Origin of the sequence: Bradyrhizobium sp. NC92 (genome assembly GCF_025200865.1) — a bacterium.
Classification (GTDB): domain Bacteria; phylum Pseudomonadota; class Alphaproteobacteria; order Rhizobiales; family Xanthobacteraceae; genus Bradyrhizobium.
The window spans coordinates 4,864,595-4,891,191 of sequence record NZ_CP104171.1 but is presented as its reverse complement, the minus strand read 5'-3'; the positions used below and the strand labels follow the sequence as shown (position 1 = coordinate 4,891,191).

25 protein-coding genes are annotated in these 26,597 nt (G+C 61.0%); 9 read left to right on the top strand and 16 right to left on the bottom strand.

Features of this window, described 5'->3' with window-relative positions; genetic code table 11:
* Positions 1 to 48 precede the first annotated feature (48 nt).
* The 4 genes from N2602_RS22935 to N2602_RS22920 all read right to left on the bottom strand — a co-directional run bounded on the left by N2602_RS22935 (position 49) and on the right by N2602_RS22920 (position 1,806).
* On the bottom strand, positions 49 to 579 hold the full coding sequence (locus tag N2602_RS22935) for a DUF3841 domain-containing protein (protein WP_260379489.1): 531 nt from the start codon (positions 577 to 579) through the stop codon (positions 49 to 51).
* A complete protein-coding gene (locus tag N2602_RS22930; protein ID WP_260379488.1) occupies positions 576 to 803 on the bottom strand; it encodes a hypothetical protein in 228 nt (75 codons plus the stop codon). The genes N2602_RS22935 and N2602_RS22930 overlap by 4 nt, the downstream gene beginning before the upstream one ends.
* 16 nt (positions 804 to 819) lie before the next feature.
* Complete coding sequence (locus N2602_RS22925; protein ID WP_260379487.1) at positions 820 to 1,365, bottom strand: helix-turn-helix domain-containing protein; 546 nt, start codon at positions 1,363 to 1,365, stop codon at positions 820 to 822.
* Between the two features lie 309 nt (positions 1,366 to 1,674).
* A complete protein-coding gene (locus tag N2602_RS22920; RefSeq protein WP_260379486.1) occupies positions 1,675 to 1,806 on the bottom strand; it encodes a hypothetical protein in 132 nt (43 codons plus the stop codon).
* Between the two features lie 117 nt (positions 1,807 to 1,923).
* Between N2602_RS22920 and N2602_RS22915 the strand changes: the two genes are divergently transcribed.
* The 3 genes from N2602_RS22915 to N2602_RS22905 all read left to right on the top strand — a co-directional run bounded on the left by N2602_RS22915 (position 1,924) and on the right by N2602_RS22905 (position 4,231).
* A complete protein-coding gene (locus N2602_RS22915) occupies positions 1,924 to 2,778 on the top strand; it encodes a hypothetical protein (protein ID WP_260379485.1) in 855 nt (284 codons plus the stop codon).
* A gap of 96 nt (positions 2,779 to 2,874) precedes the next feature.
* Complete coding sequence (locus N2602_RS22910; protein WP_260379483.1) at positions 2,875 to 3,351, top strand: hypothetical protein; 477 nt, start codon at positions 2,875 to 2,877, stop codon at positions 3,349 to 3,351.
* A 7-nt stretch (positions 3,352 to 3,358) separates the two neighbouring features.
* Positions 3,359 to 4,231, top strand: a complete 873-nt coding sequence (locus N2602_RS22905) for a hypothetical protein (RefSeq protein WP_260379482.1) — start codon at positions 3,359 to 3,361, stop codon at positions 4,229 to 4,231.
* 49 nt (positions 4,232 to 4,280) lie between these two features.
* On the opposite strand, the gene N2602_RS22900 is transcribed toward N2602_RS22905, so the two are convergent.
* The 3 genes from N2602_RS22900 to N2602_RS22890 are packed head-to-tail and all read right to left on the bottom strand — an operon-like array spanning position 4,281 to position 8,154.
* Positions 4,281 to 6,317: an AAA family ATPase gene (locus N2602_RS22900; RefSeq protein WP_260379481.1), complete on the bottom strand. Its 2,037-nt coding sequence runs from the start codon at positions 6,315 to 6,317 to the stop codon at positions 4,281 to 4,283.
* Entirely contained in the window at positions 6,314 to 6,853 is a 540-nt protein-coding gene (locus N2602_RS22895; RefSeq protein ID WP_260379480.1) for a hypothetical protein, read from the bottom strand. The genes N2602_RS22900 and N2602_RS22895 overlap by 4 nt, the downstream gene beginning before the upstream one ends.
* Entirely contained in the window at positions 6,850 to 8,154 is a 1,305-nt protein-coding gene (locus N2602_RS22890; protein ID WP_260379479.1) for an SIR2 family protein, read from the bottom strand. Before N2602_RS22890 ends, N2602_RS22895 begins: the two co-directional genes overlap by 4 nt.
* Here N2602_RS22890 and N2602_RS22885 point away from each other — a divergent pair.
* From N2602_RS22885 to N2602_RS22875, 3 genes are all read left to right on the top strand, one after another.
* A complete protein-coding gene (locus N2602_RS22885) occupies positions 8,153 to 8,428 on the top strand; it encodes a hypothetical protein (RefSeq protein WP_260379478.1) in 276 nt (91 codons plus the stop codon). The genes N2602_RS22890 and N2602_RS22885 overlap by 2 nt on opposite strands.
* Before the next feature lie 198 nt (positions 8,429 to 8,626).
* Positions 8,627 to 9,829: an HNH endonuclease gene (locus N2602_RS22880; protein ID WP_311738503.1), complete on the top strand. Its 1,203-nt coding sequence runs from the start codon at positions 8,627 to 8,629 to the stop codon at positions 9,827 to 9,829.
* Between the two features lie 112 nt (positions 9,830 to 9,941).
* Positions 9,942 to 11,378 (top strand): hypothetical protein, encoded by a 1,437-nt coding sequence (locus N2602_RS22875; RefSeq protein WP_260379476.1) that lies wholly within the window; start codon positions 9,942 to 9,944, stop codon positions 11,376 to 11,378.
* A 591-nt stretch (positions 11,379 to 11,969) separates the two neighbouring features.
* Here N2602_RS22875 and N2602_RS22870 read toward each other — a convergent pair.
* Both N2602_RS22870 and N2602_RS22865 read right to left on the bottom strand, forming a co-directional pair.
* Complete coding sequence (locus N2602_RS22870) at positions 11,970 to 12,911, bottom strand: hypothetical protein (RefSeq protein ID WP_260379475.1); 942 nt, start codon at positions 12,909 to 12,911, stop codon at positions 11,970 to 11,972.
* An 87-nt stretch (positions 12,912 to 12,998) separates the two neighbouring features.
* Positions 12,999 to 16,985 (bottom strand): helix-turn-helix domain-containing protein, encoded by a 3,987-nt coding sequence (locus tag N2602_RS22865; RefSeq protein ID WP_260379474.1) that lies wholly within the window; start codon positions 16,983 to 16,985, stop codon positions 12,999 to 13,001.
* Between the two features lie 368 nt (positions 16,986 to 17,353).
* Here N2602_RS22865 and N2602_RS22860 point away from each other — a divergent pair, with 368 nt between their 5' ends.
* A complete protein-coding gene (locus N2602_RS22860; protein ID WP_260379473.1) occupies positions 17,354 to 17,962 on the top strand; it encodes a cysteine hydrolase family protein in 609 nt (202 codons plus the stop codon).
* A 58-nt stretch (positions 17,963 to 18,020) separates the two neighbouring features.
* On the opposite strand, the gene N2602_RS22855 is transcribed toward N2602_RS22860, so the two are convergent.
* The 6 genes from N2602_RS22855 to N2602_RS22830 all read right to left on the bottom strand — a co-directional run bounded on the left by N2602_RS22855 (position 18,021) and on the right by N2602_RS22830 (position 23,769).
* On the bottom strand, positions 18,021 to 18,803 hold the full coding sequence (locus tag N2602_RS22855) for a Crp/Fnr family transcriptional regulator (protein ID WP_260379472.1): 783 nt from the start codon (positions 18,801 to 18,803) through the stop codon (positions 18,021 to 18,023).
* A 128-nt stretch (positions 18,804 to 18,931) separates the two neighbouring features.
* Positions 18,932 to 20,086 carry a DUF305 domain-containing protein gene (locus N2602_RS22850; RefSeq protein ID WP_260379471.1) on the bottom strand — a complete coding sequence of 385 codons (1,155 nt, stop codon included), beginning with the start codon at positions 20,084 to 20,086 and terminating at the stop codon, positions 18,932 to 18,934.
* Positions 20,083 to 20,262: a CsbD family protein gene (locus N2602_RS22845; RefSeq protein WP_260379470.1), complete on the bottom strand. Its 180-nt coding sequence runs from the start codon at positions 20,260 to 20,262 to the stop codon at positions 20,083 to 20,085. Before N2602_RS22845 ends, N2602_RS22850 begins: the two co-directional genes overlap by 4 nt.
* Before the next feature lie 165 nt (positions 20,263 to 20,427).
* The gene (locus N2602_RS22840; RefSeq protein ID WP_260379469.1) at positions 20,428 to 22,032 is read right to left on the bottom strand and encodes an alpha-amylase family glycosyl hydrolase; all 1,605 of its coding nucleotides are present in this window, start codon (positions 22,030 to 22,032) and stop codon (positions 20,428 to 20,430) included.
* Positions 22,013 to 22,582, bottom strand: coding sequence for a hypothetical protein (locus tag N2602_RS22835; protein ID WP_260379468.1), 570 nt, complete (start codon positions 22,580 to 22,582; stop codon positions 22,013 to 22,015). The genes N2602_RS22840 and N2602_RS22835 overlap by 20 nt, the downstream gene beginning before the upstream one ends.
* 11 nt (positions 22,583 to 22,593) lie before the next feature.
* Positions 22,594 to 23,769, bottom strand: coding sequence for a zinc-dependent alcohol dehydrogenase (locus tag N2602_RS22830; RefSeq protein WP_260379467.1), 1,176 nt, complete (start codon positions 23,767 to 23,769; stop codon positions 22,594 to 22,596).
* 185 nt (positions 23,770 to 23,954) lie between these two features.
* Between N2602_RS22830 and N2602_RS22825 the strand changes: the two genes are divergently transcribed.
* Entirely contained in the window at positions 23,955 to 24,737 is a 783-nt protein-coding gene (locus tag N2602_RS22825; protein WP_172783311.1) for an SDR family oxidoreductase, read from the top strand.
* 360 nt (positions 24,738 to 25,097) lie between these two features.
* On the opposite strand, the gene N2602_RS22820 is transcribed toward N2602_RS22825, so the two are convergent.
* Complete coding sequence (locus tag N2602_RS22820) at positions 25,098 to 25,496, bottom strand: response regulator (RefSeq protein ID WP_172783312.1); 399 nt, start codon at positions 25,494 to 25,496, stop codon at positions 25,098 to 25,100.
* Between the two features lie 87 nt (positions 25,497 to 25,583).
* Between N2602_RS22820 and N2602_RS22815 the strand changes: the two genes are divergently transcribed.
* On the top strand, positions 25,584 to 26,591 hold the full coding sequence (locus N2602_RS22815; RefSeq protein WP_172783313.1) for a chemotaxis protein CheB: 1,008 nt from the start codon (positions 25,584 to 25,586) through the stop codon (positions 26,589 to 26,591).
* Positions 26,592 to 26,597: the final 6 nt, after the last annotated feature.

Below are 26,597 nucleotides of genomic sequence, written 5' to 3'. Positions count from 1 at the left end.
CAGGTCAAAACGGTCCTGATCGACAGCCCGGCACAGGGGCGAATGCCTCTACTCTTTAGGTGGCTTAAACAGGTTCTCGTAGAATTCCTCGTCGCCATGATCGGGCGGGTTGATGTCGTAAAGCTCTTTCTTGAGCGCCGGTATGTCACTGGTGGTGAACAGAACCTCCTTTACGCGAGCAGCGGCGCAAAGATGCTCCACTCGCTTGCCATCGCCACGATCACCTTGCCAATAGAGCGCAGCGTAAGCACGCGCCTCTGGCGTGTCGGCGTTGATGTCGGCGATCTTGTTGAAATACATCATGTCGGCGCTGTGCACGACATCCTTCTCGTCGACCTCCAGCTCGTAGACGGTGCGGCCGGACTTCCCCATGAAGTATCGCTTGGTCCAGTCTAAGCTGTCGAAGGTGAAGATCAGGTCGGCGCGGACTCGCTCGCGAACGCCGGCAGCGCTGCGCAAGATGCGCTCGGCGGTCTGCTGTGGTGGCTCCAGATCCTCCATGTGGTCTCCAGGGGGAGGCATCGCGTCACCGGCCGCAAACGTCCGCTGGTCAATTCGATAGAGCTTCAGAATGGTCATTGCTTCAGATACGTGATGACGACGCCTCCGACCGCGGTGACGACCGCGGCGATGCCGAAAGAACCATACCGGGTCTTGGCGAGGCCGAACATCAAGACGAGCGCGGCCAGCCGCGGGCCAAGGGACTCGGACAAATCCCGCGCGTGCGACATGACTTGGCTGAGTTCGCACTCGCCCGGCGGAGGCTTGGCCGGCTTCTTCGGTACGGGTAGCTCGTCACTCATGGGGGCACGCTGACTCCTACAGTTCGTCCTCGGTCCGTCTGGCTGGCAAGGTCTGATTTTCGGATAGCCTGCGCGGCACGTCGCCGAACATCTCCTGCGCCGAGCGCCTGCGGTCGTTGGCCACAACTTCGATGTTGTCGTCGAGCACGCGCTCGAAGTCCTTCTCCTGGATGTACTGGATGCGCGCCCACGCGTAGGGCCTCAGTTTCTCCACCAGCGGTGACAGGTCGTATTCCTGCAGGTCGTCGCGGCTGACGCGCGGCACCTTGGCCATAAATTCGTTCTGGAGAAGCCAGGCGACGGCGCGCTGAACGGTGCGGGTGCTGATTCCCATGCGCCTAGCGATCGTGGCGGTGCGAGGTCGAGACATCCGCCCCCTCGCGTGCCAGTGGGCGATGAAGTTCAGCAGGACGTTCAGGTGCTCGCTTGAGATCTTGAGGTCCGACTGATGGAGAAGCAGCACGTACGGCAACGTCAGGAAGCCGGGATCGGTCACGAATCCCCACTTCTCCCGCACGCGGCTCAGAGGTCGCGGCTCCGCGATGGGCTCGGTGTTGGTCATGGCGCCTCGTCTTGATCATGCCGTTTTTTCTATGCAAAAACCGGAGGACGAGCCAGTATTCTTTCATCTATGATGCCAGTATTGGCGCTTTTTTACAATGTTCCGGGCTTTCTGTGTTTCCTTGATATCAAGGGAGGAATTTTTGCGGTTTCTGGATACCTCTTCAAGGGCGTGCCACCCTGAGCCCTTGAGTCGGGGTAAGAAATGGAATCGCTGTGGAGGATGCTTTGCAAGCCGGGCTGTCAGGAAAATCTCGACCCACCCTCAAACAAAAGGGCCCCATGCCGGGAGGCCCGTCGGATTCGGGACCTAGTCCACGTCCTGGACGATATGGGAGCTGGAGCTGAAGAAGCTCTTGGCTTCGGGACTCGCCTGGCCTTGCTGGAAGCCAACGTTGGCCGCACCGAGGACCAGCGCAGCAACAGCAATAAAGAGTGCCATCAGGTCGATCTTCTCGTTGATTGATATCCGCCTTATGGGTGCGGGAATGATGGCGCAATTGCAAAAAGCTGTCACCACAAGCTAAGGCTCTGAAGCTATTCAACCGAGAAGCGTGTGATGGCCATCCCGAGGATATCGAAGGCGCAGCTCGACCAGCTCTACCTGCAAATGCAGGACAAGGACGTGAACCTGCAGCAGGCCTCCGTGTATCTGGGCCTCGGGGTAATCATGCACATGCTCGGGGAAAAGTGGATGCACCACTACGTCTCGCAGGAAGCCAAATTCCCCAACATGCTGACGCTGACCAGCTCCGGTGGAGAGATTGAAGCCGCGAGGCAGCTGCGGCTTGGTGATCTGGCTGAGGTCCTCTTCAACCTGCAGAACGTTCCCGGCTTCGACGAATGCGTCGAGCGCCTCAAGGCGGGCGATATCGAAGCGACCCTGGCTGAGCTGGACCTCGGGCGCTTCCTATATCTTCATTCGGTGACGTTCCGGTACGTGGTGCCGATCTCGAAAAAGGGCTCCGACTACGATGTCGAGATAACCTATCCGAACGGGGTCACCGCCTGCGCGGACGCGAAGTGCAAGGTCGAGGGCGAATTCAACGCCAGAACGATAGAGCACTCTTTGGAAACCGCCCGCAAGCAACTGCCAAAGGACAAGCCTGGCATCGTGTTCGTCAAGCACCCGGCGGCATGGGCGAAGGAGAACTTCGCGGAACTGCGCGATCTAACACATAAGTTCTTCCGTCGAACGAAACGCATCGTTTCCGTGGTTTTCTATGTGCAGCCCTTCGAGCGCAGGGGCGATCAGCTTTTGCATCAACATGGGCACGCAGAATTCTCGAACCCCGGAACACGGTTCGGCAACAACATCGATTGGAATCTGTTTCCTGTCGGATATCTCAAAAATCTGCAAGTGCCCGATCATTGGCAGCAGATCTTGCACTACGGCGGCCGCGAGCCTGAGTGAGGCGCCGCTTGCCAACTGGAATCTTGCTGTGCGCATAATGCGGCGTGGCGAAAGAGAAGGCCCCGGTAACCGTTTAGCGACAAGGTTGCTTCTCGGGTGTGCGGCCTGATTGCCGAAGGCCACAGCCTTCGCGACATCGAAGCGATGAAGGGTCTGCCGAGCAAGTTGGGCATCATGAAGTGGCTGCTGGAAGGTGAGGCGTACAAGGCAGCCGGCAAGCTCGATAATTCCAACGCGCAGTTCGTAGACCAGTTCGCGCTCGCACGGGAAGTCCAGGCGACCTGTTGGCTGATGAAATCATCAGCATCGCCGACGATTCACAATTCAATCAGACGACCACCGGAGGTGCACGCTCAATCTTCTACGGGTGATCGGGAAGCTATTCGCGACGGCCCGGAATGGCTGGGAATGTCTGCGACACTCGTTTGCCTACAGTTTCCTCGCGACGAACGATTACGACTTGACGGCGTTGGCACTATGACTATGTCGCAAGAGACTTTCCCCTGGCTTCCTTCTGCTCTCGCATGCTGTTGGCGCGAGAGCAGCTCAAAACCGAGGACAATGCTTGCCTAAGCCACAAATGGACGATGGCGCCAAAAATCAAGCGCTGCCCTCCTGGCCAGAATTACGCCAGCGCGGCGACGCTTTCCTGCGCGAAATCCCTCAAGACGACTTCGCGGCTACCGTACTTGCGGGCGCATTTCAGGTTGGCGAAAGCAAGAACCCGATCCGTGGCAATCTCTGCGCGGCGGCGATCCGCGAAGTTGCCGGGCACGTTCTGCACGCGCTCGCGCCGGACTCGCGTGTGTCCAAGTGCTGCTGGTACGAGCAAGAACCGAAAACCAACGGCCCGACGCGGCAGCAGCGAGCGATCTACATTGTGCAGGGCGGTCTACCAATCGACTTCGTGACCAACACCCTCAAGCTCGACCATAAAGCGGTTTGCCGTCCCCTGATCAAGGCTATCGATAGGTTGAATAGAGCCACCCATGTACGCGAAGAAACCATCCTGACGGATGACAAGGAAATCCGCAGGCTCGTCGATGAAGCATTGAGTGGCCTTCTTGACGTTTTCGCGGCCACGCGTGAGTGCCAGGAGGAAGTTCACAAACAGCTAGCCGACGAAATTCACGATGCCGTCTTCGATACGTTCTTGACAGAGACTCTCCAAGAACTTGACGAGCTGTCGACGCACACAACGGTTGATGACCATTATGTTTCAGAAGTTCGCGTACTCAACGTGGACGAGGAATTCATCAATATCGTTGCGAACGGAACCGTCTATGTCGAACTTCAATACGGCTCCGGCTCAGACCTGCGCAATGACATGGGCGCCGTGATCTCGGATTCCTATCCGTACTCCGCGCGCATGAAATCAAAGGTCCGGTCGGCAAGCGAGATCATCAAGGACACCGTCGTCGTTTCGGTCGATAACCGCAGCTTTTATGAATGACCCGCTCGCTCGCGGCCCTAGTGGCTTCACCGGGGCGGCGAGATCTAGCCTAAGAAGCTTGCGCCGGCCTTAGTATTTCACGCGGCATCGGGACGACATCGCTGATCTCCGCGATGCTTCCGGAACCCGACGTCGACATCGTCAGATCGAAACGGCGGCCCGGCTGGGTGATCGTGCTCCGCAGCTTGTGACAAAGGACATCCGCTAACGCTCGGTTCTCGACGGCAACCACGACCTGCCGGCCCGTGCGCCGGATCGCGGACAGCACCTCAACGAGATTGAGGGCCCGGTAATCATCGATGTGCTGGACGGGATCATCGAGCAACAAGGTCTGCCATTGGCACCAGCGCCGGGAAAGATGGATCGATAAGAGAAACGCCAAGCCTGCGGCGCGCCGTTGGCCGCTGCTGAAAAGGAACTGCACGTTGTGTCCGTTGCCTACCGTGAAGTTCAGGGTCCCTCTTACCTTGCCGCCAAAGTCCGATTCGATCTCGCGCCACTCGGAATGGGGACGGAGCCGCCGGTAAAGCTCTTGCAGTAGCGGCATCACGGTGTCGAATTGTTCTGCGGAAATCTGATTAGCCACAGTTTTTGCAGCCGTCTGGATCTCGCGGGCCTTGGAAACCGCTCGTTCGGCATCGCCATGCTTCGTCGATTCAGCATCAAGGCTGCTGCGTAATCCGTTGACACGGTTCTGCCAGGTCGCAACACGGTCGGCGGCTCCGGAGGCTTCCAGAATGAACAAAGCGCGCTCGATGCGGGCAATCTCTTCCTGTTCGTCCAGCAAAGCGATCTGCGCAAGTTCGGGCTGAGCCGGATCCGCCTTGAATTGGAAGGTTTCGAACAGCGTCGTGATATCCTGGAGGCGCTTTAAGGTATCGGCTTGCTGCTGTTGAGCGCCCATGATGTCGATGCGGAGGCCATCGATTTGCGTGCGTTCCGCCTGGAAGGCGCGTTCCGCCTCCTGCATGGCAACGGTTGCATGCGAAAGGCTCTTATCACGGCCCGCGAGTCTTGTTCTCGCGGCGGCGAGCGCCGCCTCGAACGCGTCATTGGAGCGTACAGCATCACAAAGAGGGCAATGACCATCCTGCAGCCCAAGATGCGCGCCATGGTCGATAAGTGCGGCAAGGTGGCTCGCAAAGGTATCGCTTTCGCGTTCGGCCTGAAGAGCCCGCGCGGCTGCGTCAAGCCCCGCCTCCGCAAGTGAGGCGCGCTCTTCGGCTGCAGCAAGCTCGCGTTCCATCGCCTTGAGCTCTTCATCCCACCCGGTCGACCGAACGCGATCCAGAACGGACTTCAAATCGAACGCCCGCGAGATCAGCCGCTCCAACTCCGCCACACGCTGCCTTCTCTCGGCGACGATCTGCCGTAACGCATCGTTACCGCCTTCGGAGGGGAGGGAGAGCTTCATGTCTTCGAGCGTCTTCATCGCTTCAGCGACGTCGGGTGACTTCTCGGCTGCGCTCCTTGCTTCGGTGAGCGAGCTCAAGGCGCGCCCAAGCTCCGCTTGCACGTTGTCAAGGCGTCGCTTTTGTTCGTCCCGTGCGTTGACGGCGGCATCGAGAATTTCCTGCGTCCGCGCCGAAAAGTCAGGACCGACCAATCCGCCAATGGCCTCACGAACGGCCTCGAAACGCGCTTGTTCCGACTGATCGACGCTTAGCCGGACGATCGACTCGTCCCGGATCAGGGTCGTCTTCATCAGAGTTTCGGCAGATACCCGTCCCCCGGCGCCGCCGCACAGGAGATCGACGCCCGTCGGTCCCTGATCGATCAGGCCACGACGGGTGCGCGTGACCGTGAAGCGTTTCCCATCATCGGTGATGAATCCAATCGAGACGAAATGCTCCTTGGCCTGGCCGCCGCCAATCCACCAGATGTGGTCTTCAAGTCCACCGCCACGCGCGTTGCGTACTGTGAATTTGTTGATCGAGCCGGTGAGGGCGAAATCGATCGCATCCAAGACGGTACTCTTGCCGGCGCCATTGTGGCCGGTAAGGACAGCGAAACCCGCCGGCAGCTCGAAGCGCGTTCGCTCCCTGAATCCGCGAAATCCGGCAATTTCGACGAATTCGATCCTCATGATTTCGTCCCTAGCAGCGCGATGACGTCTGCGGGCGGCACGTCTTCATTCAGAGCGGCTTCGGCCGCGTCCGGTGCGAAGTCTGCGATCCGACGGCGCAAGCGGGCGGCGTAATCTTCCTGTTCAAGTGTGGGGCGGTATTGAAGGGGCATGATGGGCAATAGCGCTGTCACGACTTCGTCGACGGTCCCTACGCCACATGCAGCGATCTTGCGCGTCCGGTCGAGGTCTTCTTCAATCTGCCGAATGACTCGCGCCTGCTCCTCTTCGGCCGCGGTTGCACAAAGGAAAACCGAGTAGATGTTCCAAGCTTTCTCGTTCGCCGCGCGGAAGCGGGACGCATAGCGGTTCAAGGTAGCTGCCTCCTGCGCCCGCCACTGCTCGATCAGAGATTGCGGATCCTCGAAGACATAGCCAAATCCCATCAAGGTATCGTCTTCAAACGTCACGCCGGCGCGGCGCTCCACTGGCATCAGCCAGCATTGATATCCGCCGTCTTTGAGAACCAACTGGAGCGTCGAAAGCAGGTCTGTCATATTCCAAGTTCCGCCCGGGCCTGATCAAGTGTAAGCCATTTTGCGCTTCCGCCTTTGGTTGGACGGACCACGCTCGCGCCTGCGCCCCCCGGGATGACCTTGGCAGGCAAGCTGAGATCGACTGCGCCTGCACAAATCACGTAATCGGGTGATGCGAGCGACGTTGGTTCGTCGTATCGCTCCCGCACGGTCGACAACGACTGGCCTCCACCTTGGACCACCCGGATCGTTTGGTTGTTAAGTCTATACCAGGCCCCCTCCCGTGTCGCGTTCGCCTGTGTCAAAAGTAGATGAGCCAGGGCGGCTTGGGCGGCTTCAGGGGGCGGCCCTTTCTGCCTGGCTGCCCGGTTGTACGGGACGCCTTCGGCGTCCCTGCGCAAATCGTAGAGCTCATCACCCAGCCAGTCAGACGGGTCAGGAGCAGGAATCGCGGGTGCCATGGGTTGGGCAAGCCTGAAGAACCGGCGGGCCCACACCTTTGAAAAGGCCGTTCGCAATTGATCCAGCGCCTCGTCCCCCGAGCCGGCAATATGAGAAAACTGCGTGCCGGCGGTGAGATGGCCCCAAAGACCCGGCGCCTTCCGTTGAAGGCCCTCTGCCGAATCGGGATCGATGACCAGCACGCGCCCAATGCCGCCGACAGCTATGGCATCGGCCAGGACATCATTGAAATATCCCCAGTCAGTCCAAAAGCCCACAATGAGCAGATCCTTGCCGGGCAAGTTGACGGAAAGCCAGTGCTTGATGCTCTCGATGCGCTGCTGGACGCTGGCCTCGCCGAGCTGGCGCTGGGTCCACAGGGTCGCATCCCTGTCTCGGTCGAGGCATCCATGAAACTTGAGCAGGGGGTTGGTCGCAGCACTAAATTCGGTGGCCTGCGCGCCATCCAAAGCGCCGCGCAGATCGATTTTCCGCGTCTTGGCCCAAATTTCGATCAGGGGATCGAAATTCGCTGACAGCGTCGAGTGCGCAGCGCGCGCGACCAGCAGATCGGAGACGGCAGCATGCCCGGCATTGGGCGCGCCCAGCAACTCTGCCCAGGGAATAAGGCCCAAGAATTGGTCCTTGAAATGACCGGCCGCGTGGAAATGACCGGCCAAGGCATCAAGGTCATAGCGGAGCGCTTCCGGCAGAACCTCGATATCACGCCTTTTTTCGTAGCACAGCTCGGCCACCCTCCAGGCGGGCAGAAGGTTGCTCGGCGACGGCATCGACAGCCCAGCGCCACAAAGAAGCATGAGCCGGTTGGCTTCAATGCTCCCAAGCAACTCGGTGATGATGGGGTCACTCAGAACGGACATGTGGGTCTATCAAATCAGCAAATGCGCGGAAGCCATGCCCGAAGCAGGTACGCTCAACTCCATTGAGCGTCAGCGCGGTGCTGCAACCAAGCTAATCGTAATCAGCTCGTCCTACCATGTCGATCTGAAACGTGTAATCGGCGTTATTTCCGAGGGGCTGACCCAGCCGTTTCTACCTGGGGACGGACGCCATTCGATCTGCCGCTCCACCGCATATCTCGATCGGGTTTGTCCCCGCATTGCCGGAACCGGACTGATGGCGGCAGCCCATTGAACGACCTCCGGTCGGTTCGTTGAAACCTTGCCGTTCTTATCTTCGTAATCGAATCCGAATTCGGGGAATTGGTCTGTCACGGCACACCTCTTCATTTAAGTTATGAGGTGAACCTCAATCGAGCGAAAGCCAGCTCACGCATCGTGGAATTTCCGCGATGGCGTCCTATATCCATGGCGCATTGCCATCACAAAAAGAATGCTCATGCCTTCCTGCATATTTTGCGACGGGGCTCTTGGACCGGAGACCAAGCCCGAACATATCTTGCTCAACGCCGTGGGTGGTCGGATGACCACCACGCAGGTCGACTGCTCCGACTGCAATAATATGTTCGGTGGTGGGATCGACAAGGCTTTCGCTGATCAGGTGACAGAGATTCGCAACCTGCTGCAGCTTGAGTCGGGCACCGGCCGAACGGCGCCCTCCCTCAAGAACGTCAAGGCGGGCGATCAGGTGCTCAATCTCTGGGGAGACGGCCAGATAGATCTCGTGCGCAAGCCGTTTGCGACCTCAAAGAATGCCGACGGATCTCTGGCTATCTCCATCAACGCACGCTCAGCCGAGGAAATTGAGAGGCTTACTCCGCATATCGCGGCGTCGATTCCGATGCCTGAGGAGAAGCTTCGTGAGCAAATCGGTGCCTCCGTCGCCTCGATCATTGAGCAACGGCCGAACATGATTCACTTTCCTTTGTCGTTTGGTGGGGGCGACGCTTTTCGGTCTGCCGCCAAGTCGTGCCTGGTCCTCTGGGCAACCTCCGTCGGGAACGAAAAAGCCAGCGGCGAGCCGTATCGGGCCGCGCGGGAGTTTGTGATGCACGGCGGCGAAGCGTTCTATCTGGCCAGCACGAAGCTCGATACGCGTTTGCTGCCGGTTCTCGATCAGGTCAAGGCCGCATATGGTCCAATTTTCAATCTGATCCACGTGCAGAGCGATACGACGGGGCGCGTCGTCGGGCACTTTACCCTTTATAACTTGATCGCGTTCCAGGTCGTGCTCGCCGCGGCCGGTGCCACGCCAGACCACAAGATCACGCTTGTATCGAACCCCGAGAGGCCGGAGATATGGTCGAGCACCGTTGGCCTCGATCTGCCCGTCGCCTGGCTGGCAACGCCGGAATACGAGGTTGGCGATGCCAGGGAGCGGATTGCCAGCCTCATATCATATTACACTGAGTCCGGGAGGTCCGGCGAGTTCGAGCGCATCATCAGGGATGTCCTGGAAAAGAATGGCCTCCGAGAAGGTGATCGGATTCCTCAAGAGCTGGCGCATAAGATCTGCGGTGAGATAGCACACCGGGCAGCGATGCACCAATTCGGGTTGCCATTCGAGGAAAAGGTGATGGTATCCGATCTTCTGGCTCGGCATCAAAGGCCAAAGGATACCGATGGGGCGGAATAGCCCTCAGAGAAGCCAACATGAGGCAAGGTGGCCAGCGCAACCTGTGGTAGGCTGCGCATCAGGAGGCTGCTGAGCAGCCATCCCTGCGAGTATAGGCGAGAGGAAACGGAGGATGCGCTTCAAGCGTTCTGAAGGACTGACGCCGTCCGAGAAGTTGTTGGCAGAGCTCTGCGACAAGTCCTTCCTGAAGCTGTGGACCTATCCCAACCTGTTCAAGAAGCCGGGGAAGGAGCTGACCGATCTTCTGGTGGTGTTCGGCAACGACGTCATCATCTTCTCGGATAAGTCCTGCGGCTATCCCGACACCGGTGATGTCGATCTCGATTGGAAGCGCTGGTACCGCAAGTCGATCGCCGACTCGGCGCACCAGATCGCGCAGGCTGAGCGTTGGATTCGGACCTGTCCCGACAGGGTGTTTCTGGATGTCAAATGCACTGAGAAGCTCCCGATAGATCTGCCGGACGCCAGCGAGATGCGCGTCCATCGGGTTTGCGTCGCTCTTGGTGCGCTCGACCGCGCCGAGGCCGAGACGGGGACCCGCGCACTGAAAATTGAGCCTGCCGTCCTGAACGACTCGGTTAGGTTTACGGTGGGTACGACAGACATGGCGGCAGGCTGGGTACATGTATTCGACGACACAAGCCTCACCATCGCTCTCAGTGAGCTTTCGACGATCACGGATTTCATCCACTATCTCGACAGCAAGGTGGCGCTGATGCAATCCGGCAACTTCAAATTTGCCGACGCAGAGACCGACATACTGGCCTACTACCTGTGGAATGGCAGGACGGTTCCAGCTGAAGAAGGTGACTACCGGCTGGAGCCGGACCTGTGGACGCAGGTGGAGTCATCGGAGCAGTTTTTGGCCGGTCGGGAGGAAAACAAGGTCAGCCAGTTCTGGGATGGGCTCATCGAGTACATCAACGGTCATTACCTGAGCGAGACGCTCGAGTTCGGCAACGAGATGACCATGTCCGAGCATGAGCGGACCGTCCGCATTCTGGCAGGAGAGACCAGGTTTTATAGACGGGTGCTTTCCAAGGTCATTCTGCAGCGGCGTGAGGCCGCGAGGAAGCAGGCCATCAGCACCTTGCTGCCATCTGAGCAAAACGATGTCAGTTATGTTCTCTATGTGGGACAAGGCGACCAGGGCGGGGACCACGCGGCCTATCGCACCGAGCGAGCCGAGGATCTCCAGCTGCGCTGCGTAGCTGCAAAGGCAGCCAATCCGGAGAAGCGCTTCGTTATCGGGATCGCGATGGACGCCGCCGGCGTCAAAGGGTCGTCGGAAGATTTTGTATTTATGGATACAGCCGCCTGGACCGCGGAGGAGATCCAGAACGCGCAGAAGATGAGAGCCGAGCTTGGCTATTTCAAGGAGGGGACCGCGGTCATGTCTCGCCTCTCAGAGGATGAGTATCCCAGGAGCAGGCCTGCGATCGACGTCCCGAAGCTCGCAAATGAGTTGTCCGGCTTGACAGTCTCGGAGTCACTCGAGCTTGCCGCGATGCTCAAGGATAGATGGAGAGGCCCTGACTCCCTGGCCTGATTTTGCGGCAGCCTATAACGCGAAAGCCCCGCACAGTTTCCGGTGCGGGGCAACCGACTCTGCACCTTGCGGGTCATCAGCTCTCAACGGACTTCGACCATTTCCACGGGATGGAGGATGGTTTCCCTTGTCACACCAGCGCGCCTCGCCGCTGCTCCGGGACGGAATCGCACAGAGCCAGATCGCTCGTGGCGTCAGGCTCCGGTCAGGAGTTTCCTTCCTTGCGTTCGCGAATGACGAGCCGGCCGCTCGCGGGCAGGGCAACGAGTTCAACATTGAACCCCTTGCCGTCGTCGTGAGGCCAGAACCACCGCCGATCTTCGTCCAGAACGCACTATCGCCTTCACCGGTCACGACGAATGCCTCGTGACTCGGCTTCTTCGCTCTCGCTTTCGCAGGCATGATATTCTCCCGTTGAGTGATGCCGCAGGGGCATGGCCGGGAGACAAAAACGGTATATGCCGGGCAATGCCGGCAAGCGGAATCCTTATTCACGGCACGTCACGGCGGTCTGACAGGAGACTGCAAGATTTCATTGGCAACTGATTGAACTGTCTTACATCGTATGCCCGACAATGCGTTGGGAGATCTCTACGCTCGCACATTGGCCTCTGCCAAGAACTGCTCTTCGAGATGGTCAAATGATTTGTGGAGCCCGGCTATCTGTTGGGCTTTCAGTTGTTCGACCACGTTTGGCGGAAGGATTGCCTGAAGGAGTTGATTGACCCCGGAATCGCTTCGCCAGTTTCGGTAGCTGTGTTCTTCAAACGACTTCTGGAAAAGATAGGCGCTCCTGCCGTATAGTGCGCGGATGATGAAGTAGGCACTCCATACACGCTGCGGCACGAAGAGGCGTTCCGACTCGACTTCCCTCGCACGGGCTCGTTCGAATCGTGTGATGATGGCCTGATCATCGGCATATTCGGCGATGTGACGGTATCCACGTGGCCAGCCATTGCGAAAAAAGCCGTCGATTTCTTCGGCGGTGAAGATGGTTTCTACATGGACGAGCTGGCCAAACTCATTCCCAAGATCTTTGATGGCCTTCCACAAGGTTTCGACGGCTTGGAGCCGCCGGGCCTGTGCGACGGGATCGGTCGGCGCGGAGTGAAGGTTGACGGTGTGGGCCTGGAAGTGCTGCGCGGCGATGCCGCCGGATTGATCGATGTTGGCGTAACCGATCTCCAAGAAATGACCGGCTGCGCTTTCAGCGTCGGCATCGGTCATGGGGGAAGCCTTCGCTTCGTGATCGGCCTTCATTTTCAATATCCGATAGACAGGATAGGACTCTTCGTCATCGTCGATGACCGTATGGTGAGTGGGGCACATGGCGATAAGGTTCTCATAAGCCTGGCGCTCCTTGTCCGTCTGTGCCGGGTCATATCGAGCCGCGCCCGGATTGTCGCCCTTGATATGGCAGACCTCGCCAATCAGTCGGCCGTTGTAGGTAAGCGTTGCGGGGCAATTCGGGAATGGGCAACGATTTCCCGATAACGCGAACAATCGCTTGAGGGTGCTTTCAGTCGGTCGCATGGTGCTCACGTCTCGATGTCAAAGCCCGGCGTCGCGCCGACAGTGCTGCTAGCCTCAAGTTGCCGAGCGAGCCGTATTGTCATTAAATTAGTCCTCGAAGGATTCTTTCGTGCGCTGTGAGTCAGCGATGCCGTCTTCAGCGTGTCTTCGCAGCGTGTCATAGAGATCATAGGCGGGCGAGAACCGGGGCAGCGATTGCAGGATCTTCTCGCTTTCGTCCTTCATGTAGATGTCCCGCGGCATCGGCTCTCCGGGCGTTCCGGAGCGGACGCCGCCAATGGCCGAGCGGTAGAGCGCGCCGATGGCATGCTCTAGGACCTTTGGGCCTACCTGCTTGGCCTTTTCCAGGTACCGCTCGACGAACGCGCGATTGGCGAACACAAAGCTATGGTGCGCCTCGCCGAGGATGCCGGCAATGAGACGCAGGTCCTGCTCGTCGGAGGTGGCAATCCACTGTTCGAGAAATTTGACCGTCTCTCCAGCGAAAGGCCCGAAGCAGGTTTCGAATAGCTCCTTGGCGCGATAGCCAAATAGAAACGGCTTGCTCTTTCCTGCTCTCATCCATTCCGCGACCTCCCTCAGGAGGTCGCCGTAGATGGCGGACTCGCGGAAACGCAACAGGACGTGGCCATAGGGCCCATTATTGATGGGACGGTATTTCCAGTCCTCGCTTTCACCGGCCCGCTCAACGCGGCGCATGAAGAAGGCCATGGTCTCCCTGGGAAACGCCTGAGAGGCTTGTGCAAGAAACTCCTCGACCCAATGGCCGTCCAGTTGGGGCACGGCCATGAGCTTGTCTAGAATGACCGTCGCGTCCTCGACCGATAGGTGCTTAAACAGTTCGTGGAACGTGAATACCGTCAGCAGCTCATCCGCCAAGTGATGGGAGTCGCCGATGCTCGCGGCGCGGGCGAGCTCAATGACGAGGCCGACCTTTTCCTCCGGTAGGCTGTTCAAGGTCGATATCGCACTGCGCACCACCCAAGGGCTTGGGTCGGTGAGCAATGTGCGTAGAATAGCAATATCCGCGTCGTTGTAGAGGCCGGTGCCAAGTATGCGGGAATAGGCTTGCGCAACCGAAGCACGGAGCTGCTCGCGGCCAGTCGCCAGCAATTTCGCAATGACAACCCGTGTCTCGTCTCGGTTGTGGTCCCACAGGATTATCAATGCGCCAGGCGTAAATTGGCGCGTCTCGGACGCGGGGTTGGCCAATGCATCGTCGAGCGTTGCCCTACAGAAGTCTACCGACGCCCGCATCAGGGCCTCATACAGCGGATACGACGTCGCTGCCCGCTTGTAGCTCTTGGTGATGTGCCCGAGGAGGCTTCCGATAAAGGCTCGCCGCGCTTCGGCATCAGGGTATGTGGCAGACAGGTCGCTAACCAATGTCGCGATGTGAGCGGCCCACCTCTTCTCGTGATCGTGCCTATCGATGCGCCGAAACTCAACGCCGTGGCCGTCGATCAGCACGGTTAAGGCCCGAAAGGCCAGAGTATCGGGCAGGAAGGCCTTAAGCTTGCGTGCGGCATCGGCTGCGGCGTCTTGGCCATAGTGCACATGCCACGCCACGGCCTTCCAGACCGACAGCAGGACCAGGTCATCGACCGCGCGGGCCTTGAGGGCGGCCTTTACCTCTTGGAGCCCTTTAACAAAAACGCTCGTCCATTCGCTGCGAGTTTCATTGGAGGCGGTGCTATTGAACATGCCCATGGGATATCTGAACGCGTTCTCCAACGACTCGGCCGCAAGCACGCCGATCCGGGCATCAGGATTGAAGAGAAGGTCAATGATTGCGCGCAAGACCTTGTTGCGCAGCGGCGCGATGGCTTTGACGTTCACGAAGTGCGGCCTGAAGGTGAGCGAGAAATTGCGCGACTCTGTAGTGTGCCCCTCAGTTTGAAAGATCGGGGTCAACACGTCCAACGGGGTGTAGGGGTATTGCCAAGAATCCGGGTGCTGAAGCAGCTTCAAACCGAAGTCCACGATCGCCTCGTTGTAAATGAGCGGCTTGTTTGGCTGGACCCCGCACAATTCGGACAAGATGCGAATGGGGTGCTCTGGGGTCTGCGCAAGCGGGCGGTCGTCGCGCTTGCCGAGCTCCCAGAGGGCCTCGCAGGCACGTTCGACATATGAGAAGTTAAACGCCGCGTTCTGAAGAATTTCAGGGAGCTGCTTGAGGAACTTTCCTTCACGGATCAAGCGCTCAGCGAACTCGATGGCTTTGGCAGGCTGGTAGTACGCGACTTCCGCGACGGTTTTGATGTGCGGATCACTATAGTCGTGCTCAGGCTTAAGCCTGCTCCAGACCCCATCGATCAATTTGCTGTTGCTGGGATCGCCGCTTGAGCGCCGCCAGTCGAGCCGGCTGAGGTTGACGAGGAGGTGCTCGACCTGCTTCTCATTGGCGGCGTCGAAAACGGTCTCGGCATATCCCGAGGAGGCGCTCAGTGCGCCGACGCAATGCTCCTCGATGATGTAATCGGCCAGCACGTCGGGCGAGAGCCTATACTGTAGACCGCGCTTGAACAGGACGCCGGCTTCGGTGAGGGATCGCATGATGCGGCTGGCATCGTGAGGCTTGAGGCCTTCGACTTGCTCGATAACGTGGAGAAGCGCTTGGTCTTCGGGGTGGATGGGCTGTAGCAATGCCAATATCTTCAGGAGCTTCTTGGTTGATTCCGCCTCGCCCTTGTTTCCGATTTGGCCAGCAATGATGTCTTGGAAGCGGGAGAAGAGTAGGGTGCGGAACGTGTCCTCGTGCTGCGCCAAGTCAAAGTGACGCTCCTCCTTGGCCACGACCTGCGCACCAACAACGGTGGCTAGTGGGCAGTCGCGGGTCAAGCGAGCGATGCTTTTTGCGGCCGAGATCGGCCCACCGTGCTTCGTCAGCACCTGGGCGGCGAGCTGCTCGCTTTCCTCAGAGGTCAACCGCTCAAGGGTAATCTCTCTGAGTGCCTCCCCGACCAACGAGAAATTGCTGGCTTGAGCCTTGATGTGGTCGAGACCGTAGGGGCGGAAGGAGAGAACGACCTTGGCCTTGTTGGAGGGGTCGGCGGCATACTGAAAGAGAATTTTCAGGTCGGTCTGGTCGTGAGCGTCATCAACGATGAGGAGCTTTTCCTTGGTGCCTAAGTCCTCCAGGCTCTTCTTGGTGATCTCGGCGTTGCGCGACAGGTAGCGAACGGCAGTGCCTTTGTTGTCGACCTCGAAGGCTTCGATGGCCTGTTTGAGAATGCGCGATTTTCCAGAGCCGCCGGTGCCCATCAGCAAGACGGCGGCAACGGTCGGGTCGCTTAAGGCCTGCACCAACGCGTCAAGGTCGGCTTTACGGCCAACGAGATTCCAAACGTGGTTGAACACTCCATCGGCGTTATTGAAGGCGACAAAGAATTCTTCGCTGGTCTCCCAAGGGCCCGCCTCGTTGACGCCGAGGAGGGCGAAACGCTGGCCGCGAAAGAAGATGTCCACGAGCCGCACTTGATCGGCGAGAGGGAGCTGGCGGATCCTGTAGGAGATGTCTTCTCGGTCCCAGATCTCCCAGTCTGGAGAATTTTTAATCGCCGCGCGGGCTTGTGGGCTCGCGATATTGGTCAGCAGCAGGACCTTCTTGGCGGCGACCACAGTGTGCTTGGCGACCGCATCCCTTACCTTTTGCGGTCCGAATTCATCGATACGTTTGCACTGGAAGCTGAAGGTCGAGCCGTCGGGAAAGGTGGCGATGACGTCGAGGCCGTCCTGAGTGTGACCATGTCCGCCGGCATGTTCGACGCGGGCGGTCGGGTAGAGGGCTTGCAAGAGATGGCGGCAGAAGCGCTCAAAGCTATCGGGAGTCAGCCCGTCAATTGGAAAGGGCTGATCAAAGCTCACCACAGCGGTCTTCTGCGTGAAGCCGGCGGCGGCGAGAAGATCGGCCACGTTTGCTTTAAGCACCGCGGCAATCAGCGGCATCTGCTTGTCGCGGGGGCGCGACTGCCCGGCCTCCCATCTACTGACGGTCTGCTGGGTGCTTTTGACGAGCGTCGCGAACTCGGTCTGGCTGGCAATCCCCGCCTTTTGGCGGAGTTCGATCAGCAATTTGCCAAAGTTATCATATGGAGGAAAGGGCATGTCATCACTCACTTTATGGATAATACACATAAAGTGAGTAATAGTTTCTGTCAAAGGGCGGCCGAACTCCGTGGCGCGATCCGGCGCTTGATGGCGCGCATGGCGGAGGACCGAAGGTACTTTCTTGCGGGAAATGCACCTAAACTCGTCATTCTCCTGCATAACTCATTGGAATCGCGGGGAATGCGACCGCCCTCCGAGCGCACCACCTTCATTTTTATAGCTTTTCTGGGCGGGTTTTCGCCCAGGTTCGCGCCGCATGGCGGCGCTTCGGAACCAAAGCCCTCGCCTTGCATTCGCAACTGGTCGCCGAATGCGCTTGAAGGTGGAGGCTGATGAGGGACGCTACGTCCGATGTTGCCGAGGTCCGCGGCGCCGTTCACCTGTGCATCGACATGCAGAACATTTTCGCTCCGGACGGCCTTTGGGCGACGCCCTGGATGGAGCGCGTCCTGCCGACAATCGTCTCGGTCGTTTCGCGCCACGCGGAGCGAACGATCTTCACACGCTTCATCACCCCGCAGGATCCGGAGGATCGCCCTGGGCAGTGGCAGGCCTATTTCCGCCGCTGGCGCCAGGCGACGCGCAGGCATCTGCCATCATCGGCTCTGGAGGTCGTGCCGGCCTTGGCTCGGTTCGTTCCGCCGGCCGCGATGATCGACAAGCCGGCCTATTCCGCGTTCAGCAATCCCGGTCTTGCGAGCCTGCTGGTCGAGAAGAACGTCGGCACCGTCGTGATATCGGGCGCGGAAACGGACGTCTGCGTGCTCTCGACAGTCCTGAGCGCCGTCGATCTCGGCTTCAGGATCGTCATCATCGAGGACGCGCTGTGCAGCTCGTCCGACGTCGGCCACGATGCGCTCATGACGATGTATCGCACCCGCTTCCACGGCCAGGTCGACCTGGTGACGGCAGAAGAGTTGGGCGAGATCTGGTGGGAGTAGGGAGCTACGATCCGATCTCATCGGGCTGCACAAGTTTCCTCGCCGCCATCGAGGCAGATCAAGCGACTGCGACGTCGGCGGTCACCGGTCTCGCATGCGGCGGCTGCGCGTGGTCTGCGCCGGATCGCATGTTCAGATAGGCCGGGTCGAAACCGGCAAGCCGGACCAGGCCCGGCCAGTCCGTGATGGTCAAGGTCTTGCTCTGCCATTGCAGCAGATTGCAGCGGCGCAGCTCCTGGATGGTGCGGTTGGCATGGACCGGGGAGATGCTGCAGGCCGCGGCGACATCGGACTGGGTGAACGGCGAGGACAATCTGAAGTCTCTGGCGAGCCCGACGGCTTGCAGCCGAACGGTGATCTCGCAAAGCAGATGCGCCACGCGCGTCAATGCGTCCCGGCTGCCGAGGTTCACCGTCCAGTTGCGCTGGATGGCGTGATCGGCGAGCAGAATCAACAGCAGGGCATGCGACATCGCCGGAGAACGCACCGCGAGCTCGCGAAAGAAGCGGTGCGGCACGAGCGCGACGATTGCGGGGCCGAGTGCGGTCAGGTTGCCCTCGATGCGCGGGCGATACAGGCTTTGCAGGTTGGCGATGTCGCCGGGCACGCAGATCGCGGTGATCTGGCCATCTGCGCTTTCGTCATTTTGCCAGGACAGATATCCCTGGAGCACCAGGCAGCATTGCGTTGCCTCATCGCCGTGGCGCAGGATGGTCTGATGCGCGCCGAAATGCGCGATGCTGCTCGGCATGTCCGCGAGCAGATCGAGATGGTCCGGGGTCAGTTCGACGAGGCTCGTCAGGCGGTCGGCGAGTTTCGAGAATGCAAATCCTGCCTGCATTTGATCTCCGATCCCCCATCGGCTCCAAGTGTGGCCGAGAACGACGGCGGAAAGCATTAACGTTTGATACGTTCGCCTGGGGTATCGCGGAGGCAGCAAGCCGCTCGCCGATCCAAGGTTCCTCGCACTCAATTGACGTTGTCGCCGAGCATGTTGCGTACGCCTGTGGTCACGGCGGCGACGCCGCTCGTGCCGTGCATCAGTGCGATCTCGCCCTGCTGCTCGTGGCGGATGGCGTGCGCCATGATGCGCAGGCGAGGGTCGCCGCGGCTGTGCCACATCCGGTCGGCCATCCTGACCGCACCGCGGTGGTGCCTGCTCATCGCCTCGACGAACAGCGCGTCGAACTGGTCCGGCGGCGCGGTCTTGACCTGGCGCATCTCGGCCGGTGTCAGGAAGCCCGGCATCGCCGCACGCTCCTCGGTGCTGCAATCGGGCATCTCCGTGTCGAACCAGCTCAGCCACCAATTCTCGAAGATCTGGTTCTCGCCGGTCTGGCTCGCGACCATCAGCATCGCGAGCTTCCGCAGATGTGGATCCTGCGCGCGCTCGGCCGCCGTCCGTGCCAGCTCGATGCCCTGGGCATGATGCGTGGTCATGTGACGGATGTAGGCCTGGTCGTGATCCCTGTCGCGGCCCATCCACGGCGGCTCGTAACCGTGACCGCCGAACATTGCGACCGCACCGAGCACCGCAATCACGGCCAGCGCGCCGGTCATCCACATATTGGTGAACCGCACGTCGCTGTCAGGCGCAGTCCCGCGCTTCCAGCGCAGGCGCGCGAACAGAGGATACATCACGGCCGAGGAGCCGTGGACCAGCAGGCCGATCCAGTAGGGTTGTTGCAGCGTGAACAGAGGCTGCCAAAACGGAAACAGCGGCACCAGCACGAACCATTCCATGCCTGAAGAGAACACGGCCCAGGGCAGCGCCAGCAGCAGGATCGTCATCGGCCGCACGTCGGCCGTCCAGCGTCCGAGCACGCCAAAGAAAACCAACGCCCAGGAAAAATCGGCCCATTGGTGAAAGGCGATCCCGGTCAGGATTGCGCTCCAGGATGGCTCGGAGCTGATCGCCCAATCGCGCGCAGGAATTGCGGCGACCGTCATCCAGTCGACGGCGGCATCGCGGCCGATGCGGGCGGCGAAGAGTTGGCTGACGATGGTCGAGAACGTGCTGCTGATCAGGCCGAGGGCGGCCGCGGCAATCCAGCGCGAACGCCGCCGCTCGCTGATGCTGCGCCGCGCCCCACTCGCGAGCGCTGGTCGCGGCTCTGCGTTCACGTCAGCTGCTTGAGCTTCTTCAGCGGATTGAGTTCGCTTGGCTTGTCTTGTTCGGCGCGCCCGCGCTCGGCTTGCGCCTTGCCGTCATCGTGCAGATCCTGGTCGCCGATGATTTCGCCGACGGCCTGCTTGGCCTTGCCGGCGATCCGTTGCTGCAGACTTTTGGTCTTGCCCATGAGCTGCCTCCGATATGTCCTGCCGACGGGCTCACGCCGCTACCCCGGCGCCTGAAGGGGGCGTGGGCGCCGGGGCTGCGGTCTTGCAAACTGCCTCCGGCGGCGGGGGGAGACGCCGGAAAGCATTGATGAGACTCTTCGAAACGCGGATGGTTCCTGCCGACATCACCGAGGTTCGAGCGTGATGATCACGCCTTCGTTGCCGCGGAGCAGGATGGACGCATCCGGCACCGGCTCGGCCTGTCGATCCAGATGCGTCGACATCAAAAGACGGCCGCGGCCTTGCCAGTGGAATTTCCGCGGTTCGGCCGCGATATTGAGCGCGACCAGAATCTCGTTACGGCCATCCCGCCGCTTGTAGGCGAGGACATCGTTCTGCGACCGCAGCGGTTCGTATTCGCCCCGTTGCAAACCAATATGCTCGCGCCGCAGCGCCATCAGCGCGCGAAACAGCGCCAGGATCGAACGCTTGTCGCGCTGCTGTCCGGCGACGTTGGCCGCACCATCGGGCGGCTCGAGCGGCAGCCATGGACGGCCCGTGGTGAAGCCGCCGTCGGGACTGTCGTCCCATCGCATCGGTGCGCGTTCGGGATCGCGGCACAGGCCATAGCCGGGCACGAGCTTCTCGAAGGGATCGTGAACGCGGCCCGGCGGGATCGGCACGCGCTTGCGGCCGATCTCGTCGCCCATGAAGAAGAACGGCGTTCCCCGCAGCGTCATCAGCAGCATCGCCAGCACGCGCATCTGCGCCTCGCCGATCTTGCTCGCGACCCGCTGCTTGTCGTGGCCGCCGATGACCCAGACCGGCCAGCCATCGTCCGGGATGGCGTTGAGATAGGCGTCGATCGTGGCCTGCAGCGAGAGGGCGTCCCATTTGGAATCGAGCAGGGCGAAGTTGAGCGGCAGATGCAGGCGCGGCCGGCCGTTGCCGTAGAAGTGGCCGATGCGGTCGGTCTTGCCCTGGACCTCGCCGCACAGCATCCGCCCGGGATAGGCATCGATCACCTCCCGGATGAACTCGATGCAATCCATCGTCTCGGGCCGGTCGTCGGTAAACACCGTCGTGTTCCGCTGCGGCGGCGGCTTGCCCTCGGCCTCGGGGTTCGGCGGGTTGTCGCGCAAGAGCCGGTCCTTGATCAGGACCGCGCTGGCGTCGACGCGAAAGCCGTCGACGCCGCGGTCGAGCCAGAACCGCATGGTCTCGGCGATCGCGGCGCGCACTTGTGGGTTGCGCCAGTTGAGGTCGGGCTGCTCGACCAGGAAGGAATGATAGTAATATTGCCGGCGCGCCTCGCACCATTCCCAGCCGCTGCCGCCGAACCGGCTCAGCCAGTTGTTGGGCGGCCCGCCGTTCTCGGCGGGATCAGCCCAGATGTACCAATCCGCCTTCGCGCTGTTGCGCGAGCTTGCGCTCTCGACGAACCATGCATGATCGTGCGCGGTGTGATTGGGGACGAGGTCGAGAATGAGCCGTATGCCCGCACCGTGCAGCGCCTCGAGCAGGCGATCGAACTCCTCAAGGCTGCCGAAGGCGGGATCGATCGAGCAATAGTCGGAGATGTCGTAGCCGAGGTCGCGGAAGGGGCTCTTGTGGATCGGCGTCAGCCACACCGCATCGACGCCGAGCCATTTCAAATAGTCGATGCGCGACAACAGTCCGGCAAGGTCGCCCTTGCCGTCACCGTTGCAGTCCTGAAATGAGATCAGCGCGATCTCGTAGATGACGGCGGATTCCCACCACGCAGCTTCGTCACGGGACTCGACGCTCATCACCTTGCTTCACCTCGTTGTGCCCAACATGCCCCGCGATCTGCCTTGCCGCAGTTCGGACACTCTCGATACCCTTCGGGAATCCACTGCGGTTCGGATAGAGCTTGCGCCGTGCATCGCGCGGCGGGCGGCGCGGCTTGGTGTCCTGCGCGGCGCGGTAGTCGAGCACGGCGATGCCGCCGACCATCAACAGTGCCAGCGCGATGTTGCCCTTCTTGGGATTGTCCGACGTCAGCCCGGACATCAGCGCCGCGGCATCGAGGCCGTCGCCGCCGACACGGGCCCATAGGCCGGCGTTCTTGTCGACCGAGAGCGACATGATCCCGGCAAGGATCTCGCGCACGCCGAAGGCGCGGACCAGCGTCTCACGGCCTTCCATGCCCAGCGTGTGCGTGACGCGCCTCGGCGCGAACAATTCGACGACGCCGAGGCCGATGCTGAACCAGCCGAGTGCGCGCGCGAGCTGGTCCGCCGGCTGCTTCAGGCTCGGTCCGCCCGCGACGATCTTGGGGTCGCCCTTGGTACGCACGACGTTGGAGAAGTGAAACATGGCTTTGCTCCTCAGGGCTTCAGCACGACCTTGACGCAGGAATCGCGCTTGTCGCGAAACACCTGGTACATCTCCGGTCCCTGGGCGAGCGGGACGGTGTGGGTGATGACGAAGGACGGGTCGATCTCGCCTTCTTCGATGCGGCGGAGCAGATCGTCGGTCCAGCGGTTGACGTGGGTCTGGCCGGTTCGCATCGTCAGGCCCTTGTTCATGAAGGCGCCCATCGGGAGCATGTCGGACAGGCCGCTGTACACGCCTGGCACCGAGATGATGCCGCCGGGACGGCAGACATAGATCATCTCGCGCAGCACGTGGGGCCTCTCACTCTCGGCCATCACCATCTGCTTGGCGCGGTCGAGCAGGGTGTCGGGCAGAGATGGCATCACATGCGCCTCCATGCCGACGCAATCGATGCATTTTTCCGGGCCCTTGCCGTCGGTCAGCTCCTGGAGCCGCTCCACCACGCTCTCGGTCTCGAAGTTGATCGTGGTGGCGCCGCCGGCCTCGGCCATGCTGAGCCGCTCCGGCAGGCAGTCGATCGCGATCACCTGATTGGCGCCGAGCAGGATGGCGCTGCGGATCGCCATCTGTCCGACCGGGCCACAGCCCCAGATCGCGACCGTGTCGGTCGGCTCGATGTCGCATTGCGCGGCGGCCTGCCAGCCGGTCGGGAAGATGTCGCTGAGGAACAGCAATTGCTCGTCGGGAATGCCCGCCGGCACCTTGATGTGGGTGGCGTCGGCAAAGGGCACGCGGAGATATTCGGCCTGGCCGCCGGGATAGCCGCCGGTCAGATGGGTGTAGCCGAACAGGCCTGCCGTCGCGTGCCCGAACACCTTGTCGGCCAGATGACGCTTGCGGTTGGTGGTCTCACAGACCGAGAAATTGCCGCGCTTGCACTGGTCGCATTCACCGCAAATGATCGTGAACGGCACGACGACGCGGTCGCCCTTCTTGAGCTTGCCGTTGACGCCCGCGCCGACCTCGACCACTTCGCCCATGGTCTCGTGGCCCATGATGTCGCCGGGCAGCATGCCCGGAATGAAATTGTGGAAGAGGTGCAGGTCGGAGCCGCAGATGGCGCAGCTCGTCACCTTGATGATGGCGTCACGCGGATCCTGAATCTCCGGGTCGGTGACGGTGTCGCACCGGATGTCCTCCTTGCCGTGCCAGACCAGTGCCTTCATCGTGCGTCCTCCCGGTTGAGCCACGTGCCATCTAAGTCCAGGCACGAACGATGGTTGCTATCGTCTGCGCGCAAATTCTTCGCCCTGCGCAAATAGGAACGACGACGCAATAGGAACGAGAGAGCAGGGCGGCGATTGAGCGTGATCACCTCGATTCCAAGGACTCAATCGCAAGGATTTCCCGCATGCCCGCCAATCATCTCGCCGTCGTCACAGGCGCCTCAACCGGTATCGGTCTGGAACTCGCCAGGTGCTGCGCGCAGGCCGGGTTCAACCTCGTCATCGCCGCGGACGAACCTCAGATCGAGCGGGTGGCCGTCGATCTGCGCCGGCACGGCGTCAGCGTGGAGCCGGTCGAGACTGATCTCGCCACCACCGAGGGCGTCGACAAGCTGTGCGCGGCGATCGGCGACCGGCCGATTGGCGCATTGCTGGCCAATGCCGGAATCGGCCTCGGCAAGGCTTTCCTCGACCAGGACTTTGCCAGGGTGAAGCACCTCATCGACACCAACATCACCGGCACGCTGTATCTGATCCACCGCGTCGGCAATGAGATGCTCCGCCGCAATGCCGGTCGCATCCTGATCACCGGCTCGATCGCCGGCTTCATGCCCGGGAGTTTCCAGGCCGCCTACAACGCCAGCAAGGCGTTCCTCGATTCATTTTCGTTTGCGCTCCGTGAGGAGCTGCGCGACAGCGGCGTCACAGTGACCTGCCTGATGCCGGGTGCGACCGAGACCGAGTTCTTCCGCCGCGCCGACATGATGGACACCAAGGTCGGCACCGACAAGAAGGACGGCGCCTACGATGTCGCCAAGGCGGGTTTCGATGCGATGCTGCGCGGGGAAGCCGACATCGTCACCGGGCTGAAGAACAAGATCCAGACCACGGTTGCGAACGTCACGCCGAACGAGATGCTGGCCAAGCAGCACCGCAAGATGGCGGAGCCGGGTACCGCAAGATCGTAAGCGACGCGCGCGCAATGCTGCGGAGCGGCGCGAACCGTCTTGCGGAGAAAGGAGACCTTCGATTCACATAGCCTAATGCGCCGCGGCCTTCAAACCGTCAAATTGCACGGGCTGAAACAAGCGGGGGCTGCGATGGCAATGGATCGTATCGAACAGGCCTTTGTCGCGACTGCGGTTACGGGTTTTCTCGTAATGATGGTGGCAATCGTCTGGATGATGATGAGCTGAAGTGGGGGAGCTTGCCGTCTTGCGCGTCGCGCTACCTTACGCCGCAGTTGTCCTGTGCCTGGCGGTGACCGCCTGGCTTGCCATCGCGCATTTATTTTGATCGTCGCTCGGTTGCACCCGTTCAACCGCTGTTCACTGGATCGGCTGCTCGGCGATGAGCCCGGCCAGCTTCCGTGCCATCGCCGCAAGATCGATCGGCTTTTCCAATAGCGGCACGTCCTGGAACTCCGGACCGAGCGTGATCTTGTCGTATCCGGTCGTGAACAGGAACGGCACGTTCCGGGCTCTCAGCTCGCGGGCGATCGGAAAGATCGTCTCGTTGCGGATGTTGACGTCGAGCACGGCGGCGTCCAGGACGCTGCCGTCGTGCAGGATCTCGAGCGCGTCTTCGAGATGGCCGACGGGACCGGCGATCTCCGCACCCAGCGCGCGGAAGGCCTTGCCGATGTCATCGGCGAGAAAATACTCGTCCTCGACGACGAAGATGCGGCGCCCCTTGAGCTCTGCGCGCTGATCCGACGATGCCGCCATGCTGTCTCGGCCTCCAAACGCATAGGAACATAAGCCGGCGAGCCGCCTTGGTGCAAACTACAAACCAGGCAAATGGAGGCGGGTTCCATGAGCAACCGCGACATCATTGTCATCGGGGGCTCCGCCGGAGCGACGGCTCCATTGAAGCAGATTCTGGGCCGTCTGCCCGCGGACCTGCCGGCCGCCGTTTTCGTCGTGCTGCACATTCCGGCGCAGGGCATCGGCATCCTCTCGACGGTTGCCGGCAGTGCCGGGCCGCTCCCGGTCCGGCAGGCTGAGAACGGCATGATGATCGAGCCCGGCCAGATCTATCTGGGTGCGCCGGACCATCATCTTCTCGTCACGGAGGACCGCATCTTGCTCGGCCGCGGCCCGCGCGAGAACATGGTGCGGCCGGCGATCGATGCGCTGTTCCGCTCGGCTGCGCTCTATCACGGGCCGCGCGTCATCGGCGTGCTCCTGAGCGGCCTGTTGTCCGACGGTGCGGCCGGCCTCAACGCCATCAAGCGCTGCGGCGGCTTGGCCGTGGTGCAGGACCCCGCCGATGCGATCTCCGACGAGATGCCGCGCCGCGCCATGGAGGCGACCACGGTCGACCTCTGCGTTCCCGGCGCCAATATGGGCGACGTGCTGTCCGAGCTCGTCAGGGAGCAGGTCGGCGCCGCGCTGCCGATCCCGCCCGAGATCAGGCTCGAGGTCGAGATCGCGGCCGGTGAGCGGATCGGAAGCGACAATCTCGCCTCCGTGGGTGGCCCTGTCGCCCTAACATGCCCAAGCTGCGGCGGGGTGCTCTCGGAGGTCAAGAACGCCCGCCCGATGCGTTATCGCTGCCAGGTCGGCCACGGTTTCACAGCCGATGCGCTCGCCAAGGAGCAGGAGGGGCGGGTCGACGAAGCCCTGCGCGTGGCATTGCGGATCATCGAGGAGCGGGCGGAGTTGGTGCAGCGCATGGCCGCCGACGGCCGGCGCACCGGCCGGGCTGCGGTCGCCGAGATGTACGAGGCTCGGGCGCTGGAATACCGCGAATATGCCGACATGATCCGGCGCGTCGTGCTAAAGTCGCTCGATCCTTCCGTAGGCAAACGGGAGGCCTGAAGGGGC

Excerpts from the sequence above, each read along its gene's own strand:
- N2602_RS22935 (WP_260379489.1), bottom strand. The coding sequence starts at position 579 with ATGACCATTCTGAAGCTCTATCGAATTGACCAGCGGACGTTTGCGGCC.
- N2602_RS22930 (WP_260379488.1), bottom strand. The coding sequence starts at position 803 with ATGAGTGACGAGCTACCCGTACCGAAGAAGCCGGCCAAGCCTCCGCCG.
- N2602_RS22925 (WP_260379487.1), bottom strand. The coding sequence starts at position 1,365 with ATGACCAACACCGAGCCCATCGCGGAGCCGCGACCTCTGAGCCGCGTG.
- N2602_RS22920 (WP_260379486.1), bottom strand. The coding sequence starts at position 1,806 with ATGGCACTCTTTATTGCTGTTGCTGCGCTGGTCCTCGGTGCGGCCAAC.
- N2602_RS22915 (WP_260379485.1), top strand. The coding sequence starts at position 1,924 with ATGGCCATCCCGAGGATATCGAAGGCGCAGCTCGACCAGCTCTACCTG.
- N2602_RS22905 (WP_260379482.1), top strand. The coding sequence starts at position 3,359 with ATGGACGATGGCGCCAAAAATCAAGCGCTGCCCTCCTGGCCAGAATTA.
- N2602_RS22900 (WP_260379481.1), bottom strand. The coding sequence starts at position 6,317 with ATGAGGATCGAATTCGTCGAAATTGCCGGATTTCGCGGATTCAGGGAG.
- N2602_RS22895 (WP_260379480.1), bottom strand. The coding sequence starts at position 6,853 with ATGACAGACCTGCTTTCGACGCTCCAGTTGGTTCTCAAAGACGGCGGA.
- N2602_RS22885 (WP_260379478.1), top strand. The coding sequence starts at position 8,153 with ATGTGGGTCTATCAAATCAGCAAATGCGCGGAAGCCATGCCCGAAGCA.
- N2602_RS22890 (WP_260379479.1), bottom strand. The coding sequence starts at position 8,154 with ATGTCCGTTCTGAGTGACCCCATCATCACCGAGTTGCTTGGGAGCATT.
- N2602_RS22880 (WP_311738503.1), top strand. The coding sequence starts at position 8,627 with ATGCTCATGCCTTCCTGCATATTTTGCGACGGGGCTCTTGGACCGGAG.
- N2602_RS22875 (WP_260379476.1), top strand. The coding sequence starts at position 9,942 with ATGCGCTTCAAGCGTTCTGAAGGACTGACGCCGTCCGAGAAGTTGTTG.
- N2602_RS22870 (WP_260379475.1), bottom strand. The coding sequence starts at position 12,911 with ATGCGACCGACTGAAAGCACCCTCAAGCGATTGTTCGCGTTATCGGGA.
- N2602_RS22860 (WP_260379473.1), top strand. The coding sequence starts at position 17,354 with ATGAGGGACGCTACGTCCGATGTTGCCGAGGTCCGCGGCGCCGTTCAC.
- N2602_RS22855 (WP_260379472.1), bottom strand. The coding sequence starts at position 18,803 with ATGCAGGCAGGATTTGCATTCTCGAAACTCGCCGACCGCCTGACGAGC.
- N2602_RS22845 (WP_260379470.1), bottom strand. The coding sequence starts at position 20,262 with ATGGGCAAGACCAAAAGTCTGCAGCAACGGATCGCCGGCAAGGCCAAG.
- N2602_RS22840 (WP_260379469.1), bottom strand. The coding sequence starts at position 22,032 with ATGAGCGTCGAGTCCCGTGACGAAGCTGCGTGGTGGGAATCCGCCGTC.
- N2602_RS22835 (WP_260379468.1), bottom strand. The coding sequence starts at position 22,582 with ATGTTTCACTTCTCCAACGTCGTGCGTACCAAGGGCGACCCCAAGATC.
- N2602_RS22830 (WP_260379467.1), bottom strand. The coding sequence starts at position 23,769 with ATGAAGGCACTGGTCTGGCACGGCAAGGAGGACATCCGGTGCGACACC.
- N2602_RS22825 (WP_172783311.1), top strand. The coding sequence starts at position 23,955 with ATGCCCGCCAATCATCTCGCCGTCGTCACAGGCGCCTCAACCGGTATC.
- N2602_RS22820 (WP_172783312.1), bottom strand. The coding sequence starts at position 25,496 with ATGGCGGCATCGTCGGATCAGCGCGCAGAGCTCAAGGGGCGCCGCATC.
- N2602_RS22815 (WP_172783313.1), top strand. The coding sequence starts at position 25,584 with ATGAGCAACCGCGACATCATTGTCATCGGGGGCTCCGCCGGAGCGACG.